Origin of the sequence: Halopseudomonas sp., assembly GCF_041579695.1 — a bacterium.
GTDB lineage: Bacteria > Pseudomonadota > Gammaproteobacteria > Pseudomonadales > Pseudomonadaceae > Halopseudomonas.
In genome coordinates, this window is the sequence record NZ_JBFGFI010000129.1 from 1 (window position 1) to 5,151 (window position 5,151).

4 protein-coding genes are annotated in these 5,151 nt (G+C 60.0%); 2 read left to right on the forward strand and 2 right to left on the reverse strand.

Annotated elements, in window-relative coordinates; translation table 11 throughout:
- Positions 1-1,064, reverse strand: a 1,064-nt coding sequence (locus tag ABYA88_RS15155) for an FAD-dependent oxidoreductase (protein ID WP_373188225.1), incomplete at its 3' end; no start/stop codon positions are given.
- Between the two features lie 147 nt (positions 1,065-1,211).
- On the opposite strand from ABYA88_RS15155, the gene ABYA88_RS15160 reads away from it, so the two are divergent.
- Together ABYA88_RS15160 and ABYA88_RS15165 are read left to right on the forward strand one after the other, a co-directional pair.
- Positions 1,212-2,552 carry a spinster family MFS transporter gene (locus ABYA88_RS15160; protein WP_373188226.1) on the forward strand — a complete coding sequence of 447 codons (1,341 nt, stop codon included), beginning with the start codon at positions 1,212-1,214 and terminating at the stop codon, positions 2,550-2,552.
- 66 nt (positions 2,553-2,618) lie between these two features.
- Entirely contained in the window at positions 2,619-3,803 is a 1,185-nt protein-coding gene (locus tag ABYA88_RS15165; protein WP_373188227.1) for an acetyl-CoA C-acyltransferase, read from the forward strand.
- Positions 3,804-4,092: 289 nt separating this feature from the next.
- On the opposite strand, the gene alkB is transcribed toward ABYA88_RS15165, so the two are convergent.
- Entirely contained in the window at positions 4,093-4,749 is a 657-nt protein-coding gene (gene alkB, locus ABYA88_RS15170) for a DNA oxidative demethylase AlkB (protein ID WP_373188228.1), read from the reverse strand.
- Between the last annotated feature and the right edge of the window lie 402 nt (positions 4,750-5,151).

Below are 5,151 nucleotides of genomic sequence, written 5' to 3' on the forward strand. Positions count from 1 at the left end.
AAGTCGAGGTGATCTTTCAAAATACCCGGCAGGCGTCCTCCCGCACTCCAGCGGCCGTAGCTCAGCAGTGCGCCGCCGTCTGCGGTAGCCATCAGCACCAGCGCTTGCTGCTGCGGACGGTACTCCTGCAGGGATTGGCCGGCAAGCAAGCGCGGAATGTTCTCGGCCAGGATCGCCCCGGCTCGCACCGCATAGACCCCCGAACGGGGAGCGGCGGTCAGCGCTGCACAGTCGCCGCTGGCCAGTACTTGCGGATGGCTGATGCTTTGCAGTGTCGGGTTGATGCGGATGAAGCCTGATTCGTCGCAATCGAGGCCCGAGCATCCCTGCCACGGATGGGCGGCAGCCCCGGTCGCAATCACCAGCGCGCAGGCCTTCTGAATCCGATGTGATTCGCTCATCAGCCACCCGCCGGAGGCCCTTTCTACTCGAGTGGATTCGCGCAGCGCAATACCGCGGTCAATCAGAAGATTGCGCGCCTGTCGCGCAGTCTCGGGAGCGAGATCTTCCAGCAGGGCGTTGCCGCATATCAGCGAAAGCTGCGCCTGGGGCAGGCTTTCGTGCAAGGCCAGGACCAGCTCGAAGGCGGCTGGTCCGCCGCCCAACACGACCAGTTCCATTGCTCCGGACTCTCTGCACCATGCCTGCCACTGGTTGGCAAATGGCGCGAAAGGTTTGGCCGGCACCATTACCACACTGTAATCCGGATTTCTCGGTTGCGGGGGAATCGATCCCACGTTCAGCGAAAGGTGCTCATAGCCGTGTGTTCGTCCGCCTGCCAGGGTCAGCACCTGTTGCTTGGCATCGAGCTGGACAATCTCACCGATGATCAATTCGAGCCCGCAAGCGCGGCACAGCGGCGCCAGTTCGATAGCACATTGCTCTTCGGAGAAGCGACCAGCGATCAGGCCCGGCATCATGCCGGAATACCAGGCCTCAGGGGTGGGGCTGATCAGTATGGCGCCTTTCGGCGCGTGGTAGCCGCGGTCTATCCAGCGACGCATGGCCACCAGATGGGCGTGGCCGGCACCGACAAGCACAAGCGGAGAAACGGGTGTGGTCATGAAGTCGTCCCAGGTGGTTGTTGGTCTCTGATAGCCGATACTGATGGAGCCGCATCCCCCTTGATGATAGCCATAAACGAAATCGACTTTCGCTCTGCGAACCTGATAATCTCTTTTTTCGCGGTTTCTAGCTTGTACGGAGTGAATGTGCCCAACAACAATAGCCTTTATCCCACCTCGGGTCGCGCCTGGTTGACGGTATTTATTCTGCTTCTGTGTTACATCCTGTCCTTCATCGATCGGCAGATCCTTAATCTGCTGGTCGAGCCAATCCGCCGCGATCTGGCGATCTCCGACACCCAGATGAGCCTGTTGATGGGCCTCTCGTTCGCGATCTTCTATGTAATCTGCGGTATTCCGATGGGTCGTATCGCCGACAACAAGAGCCGCAAGGGACTGATTGGTGCCGGTGTGTTCGTCTGGAGCCTGATGACCGCCGCCTGCGGCCTGGCCAACCAGTACTGGCATTTCGTGATTTTCCGCATCGGCGTGGGTGCCGGTGAAGCGGCCCTGTCGCCCGCTGCCTATTCGTTGCTGGCAGACAGCTTTCCGCCGGAGAAGCGCGCCACGGCAATCAGCGTCTATTCCATGGGTATCTACCTGGGAGCCGGTATCGCGTTTCTGCTCGGCGGCATTGTGGTTACCTTTGCTTCCAACCAGGGCGACATGATCCTCCCGATTCTGGGCACCGTACGGCCCTGGCAGATGATCTTTTTGATTATCGGCGGCGCCGGTATCGCATTCTGTTTTGTCCTGTTTGCGCTGAAGGAGCCGGTGCGCAAGGGGATTGGCGCTGGCATCAGCGTACCGATCAAGGACGTGGGTGCCTATCTTCTGAGCATTCGCAAGACGGTAATCTGCCACAACGTCGGTTTTGCCTTTCTGTCGTTTGCTTCCTACGGCGCTTCGGCCTGGATTCCGACCTTCTTCATCCGCAACCACGGCCTGACCGCAGGTGAAGTCGGTATTTACTACGGCACCATCGTCGCGGTGGCCGGCTCGCTGGGCATCGTCTTCGGTGGCCGCCTGGCCGACTACTGGTCCCGCAAGGGTCACAAGGATGCCAACATGCGTGTGGGCCTGCTCGCGGCCATTCTCACGCTGCCCTGCAACGTGGTGTTCCTGCTGGGTGACCTGAACATGGTCTGGGCGTTGATGATTTTCAACGTGTTCACCATCGCAATGCCCTTTGGCGTGGCACCAGCGGCGATCCAGGAAGTGATGCCCAACGCGATGCGCGGGCAGGCCTCGGCGATCTACCTGTTTGTCGTCACGCTGATCGGCCTGGGTATCGGCCCGACAGCGGTGGCACTGGTAACCGACTACGTCTTTGGCGATGACATGGCGATACGGTATTCTTTGTTCATCGTGGCCAGCGTGGCGACATCGGCGGCCATTGTGTTGTTGTGGATGGGTCTCAAGCCCTACCGGGAAAGCCGGTTGACGCTCGAGCAGTGGGGCGCAAGGCAGCCAGCAGAAAGCAGTTGATTCAGTAACGTCCGTTCGGCAACTCCGGGCGGGCTTCTTTGACGGTTTTGAAACAGGAGCTACATCATGACTGACGCAGTTATCGTATCTACCGCGCGTACCGCGCTGGGCAAATCCTACCGCGGTGCCCTGAACAACACCCACAGTGTCGACATGGCCGGCTACGTTATCGAGCACGCCGTCAAACGCGCGGGTATCGATCCCTCGCTGGTTGAAGACTGCATCCTCGGCGCCACCTTCCATGAAGGCGCACAGGGCAAGAACATGGCCCGCCTGGCTGCTATCCGCGCCGGCCTGCCGGTCACCACTGCAGGTATGTCGATCAACCGTTTCTGCAGCTCCGGTCTGCAGTCCATCGCGATCGCCGCCCAGCGCGTCGTCAGCGAGAAGGTTCCGGCGATCGTTGCCGGCGGCGTCGAGTCCATCAGCCTGTGCCAGAACGACAAGCTGAACATGTTCCACGGCACCAACGAGTGGATCAAGAAGAACAAGCCCGACCTGTACATGTCGATGATCGAGACTGCCGACATCGTAGCTTCTCGCTATAACGTCAGCCGCGAATCCCAGGACGAGTACGCCCTGGTCAGCCAGCAGCGCACCGCAGCCGGTCAGGAAAGCGGCAAGTTCGATGACGAGATCGTGCCCTATAAGGTCAAGATGCTGGTCAAGGACAAGGAAACTGGCGAAGTCAGCGAGAAAGAAGTCAACCTGGTCAAGGATGAGTGCAACCGTCCCGGCACCACGCTGGAAGGCCTCCAGGGCCTGCAGCCGGTCCGTGGCCCGGAGAACTTCATCACCGCCGGTAACGCCAGCCAGCTGTCCGATGGCGCTTCTGTATGCGTCGTCATGAACAGCACTGCCGCCGAGCAGCAAAACGTCGAGCCGATCGGTATCTTCCGTGGCTTCAGCGTCGCCGGTTGCGAGCCTGACGAAATGGGCATCGGCCCGGTCTACGCCATTCCGCAGCTGCTCAAGCGCAACGGCCTGACCATGGACGACATCGGCCTGTGGGAACTCAACGAAGCCTTCGCCTCGCAGGTTGTCTACTGCCGCGACAAGCTGGGCATCCCGATGGAAAACCTCAACGTCAACGGCGGCTCGATCTCCATCGGCCACCCGTACGGCGTAACGGGCGCACGCCTCACCGGCCACGCGCTGATCGAAGGCAAGCGCCGCGGCGCCAAGTACGTGGTTGTCACCATGTGTATTGGTGGTGGTCAGGGTGCTGCGGGGTTGTTTGAGGTTCTGTAAGAGCTGGCTTCAGGCGGCAAGCGGCAAATCATGAGCTTGTAGCTGGAAGCTAAAAGAAAACCCGGGTCTGCTCGCGCAGGCTCGGGTTTTTTGTTGTGTGCTGTCATTCCCGCGCACCCCATAAACAAAATGCTCAAACCCGCTTTCTCAAAATCAAAATGGATCCCCGCGTTCGCGAGGATGACGTTGGCGGTGGAGTATGGAGTCCTGTAATTAAACCTCGCGCTCTCCAAAAAACTCCGTCATTCCCGCGTACGCGGGAACCCATTTTGACCTTGTTGCCACATCCTTAAATCCGCACCTTCCGGAACGTCAGGTTATACCGCACGGGTCCGGTGACCGGATGCTCCGCCCGCTTGCCTAGCGGTGCCACCCCATGAAAGAACAACCGGCTCGGACCACCCCAGACCACCACGTCGCCATGCTCCAGCTTCCACCCGGCAGCCTTGTCAGTCCGGGCCGAGCCGCCAAACAGAAATCGAATAGGTGCGCCCAAGGAAACCGAAACGATCGGCGCGTCCATGTCCTCCTCATCCTTGTCCTGGTGCAGGCCCATCTTTGCGCCGGTTGTATAGCGATTGATCAGGCAGGCATCCGGCTCGAAATTCTCGTATCCGCCGGCCGCGGCGGCTTCGGCTGCCAACTGCCGTAATATGTCGGGGATCTTCGGCCATGGCTGGTCCGTCAGGGGATCCCGATCGCTGTAACGGTAGCCATGCCGATCGGTTACCCAACCCAGGGCGCCACAGCTGCTCATGGCCGCGGACATGGTATGGCCACCCGGCGTGATCTGGTGTCGGAACGCTGCCTGGCCGGCCACTCGCTGGATCGCATCAAGCAACTGGTCTGCTTGATCGAGAGCAAATCCGCGCAACAGCCAGGCGCCGTCGGCGAGGGGTTCGCGGGTGGTGGGTGTCGGTCCGAAGAGGTCGGGTGTGTGGTTCATAGGCTTTTGGCTGGCTTGTAGGTTCAAGCGCTATGTTACTGCCTGGTAGCGGTACAGCCGAGATCAAAGAGCAACAATTGATGTGATCGCAGAAAGGGAGCTTGATCCTGGAGGTCAGAATGGATCCCCGCGTTCGCGAGGATGACGATATCGGAGAGTGCGGTGTTGGGTACTGACTCCGCGCCCTCAAATCCCCTCGTCATTCCCGCGTACGCGGGAATCCATTTTGACTTTCAGCACTGCCAGGTCCCTGCCTCGAAGCCTTGCTAGGCCCCAACCCGACAATGGATCCCCGCGTTCGCGAGGATGACGATATCGGAGAGTGCGGTGTTGGGTACTGACTCCGCGCCCTCAAATCCCCTCGTCATTCCCGCGTACGCGGGAATCCATTTTGACTTTCAG

What these genes read in the sequence shown, in the direction of transcription:
- ABYA88_RS15165 (WP_373188227.1), top strand. Translation starts at nt 2,619, where the DNA reads ATGACTGACGCAGTTATCGTATCTACCGCGCGTACCGCGCTGGGCAAA.
- alkB (WP_373188228.1), bottom strand. Translation starts at nt 4,749, where the DNA reads ATGAACCACACACCCGACCTCTTCGGACCGACACCCACCACCCGCGAA.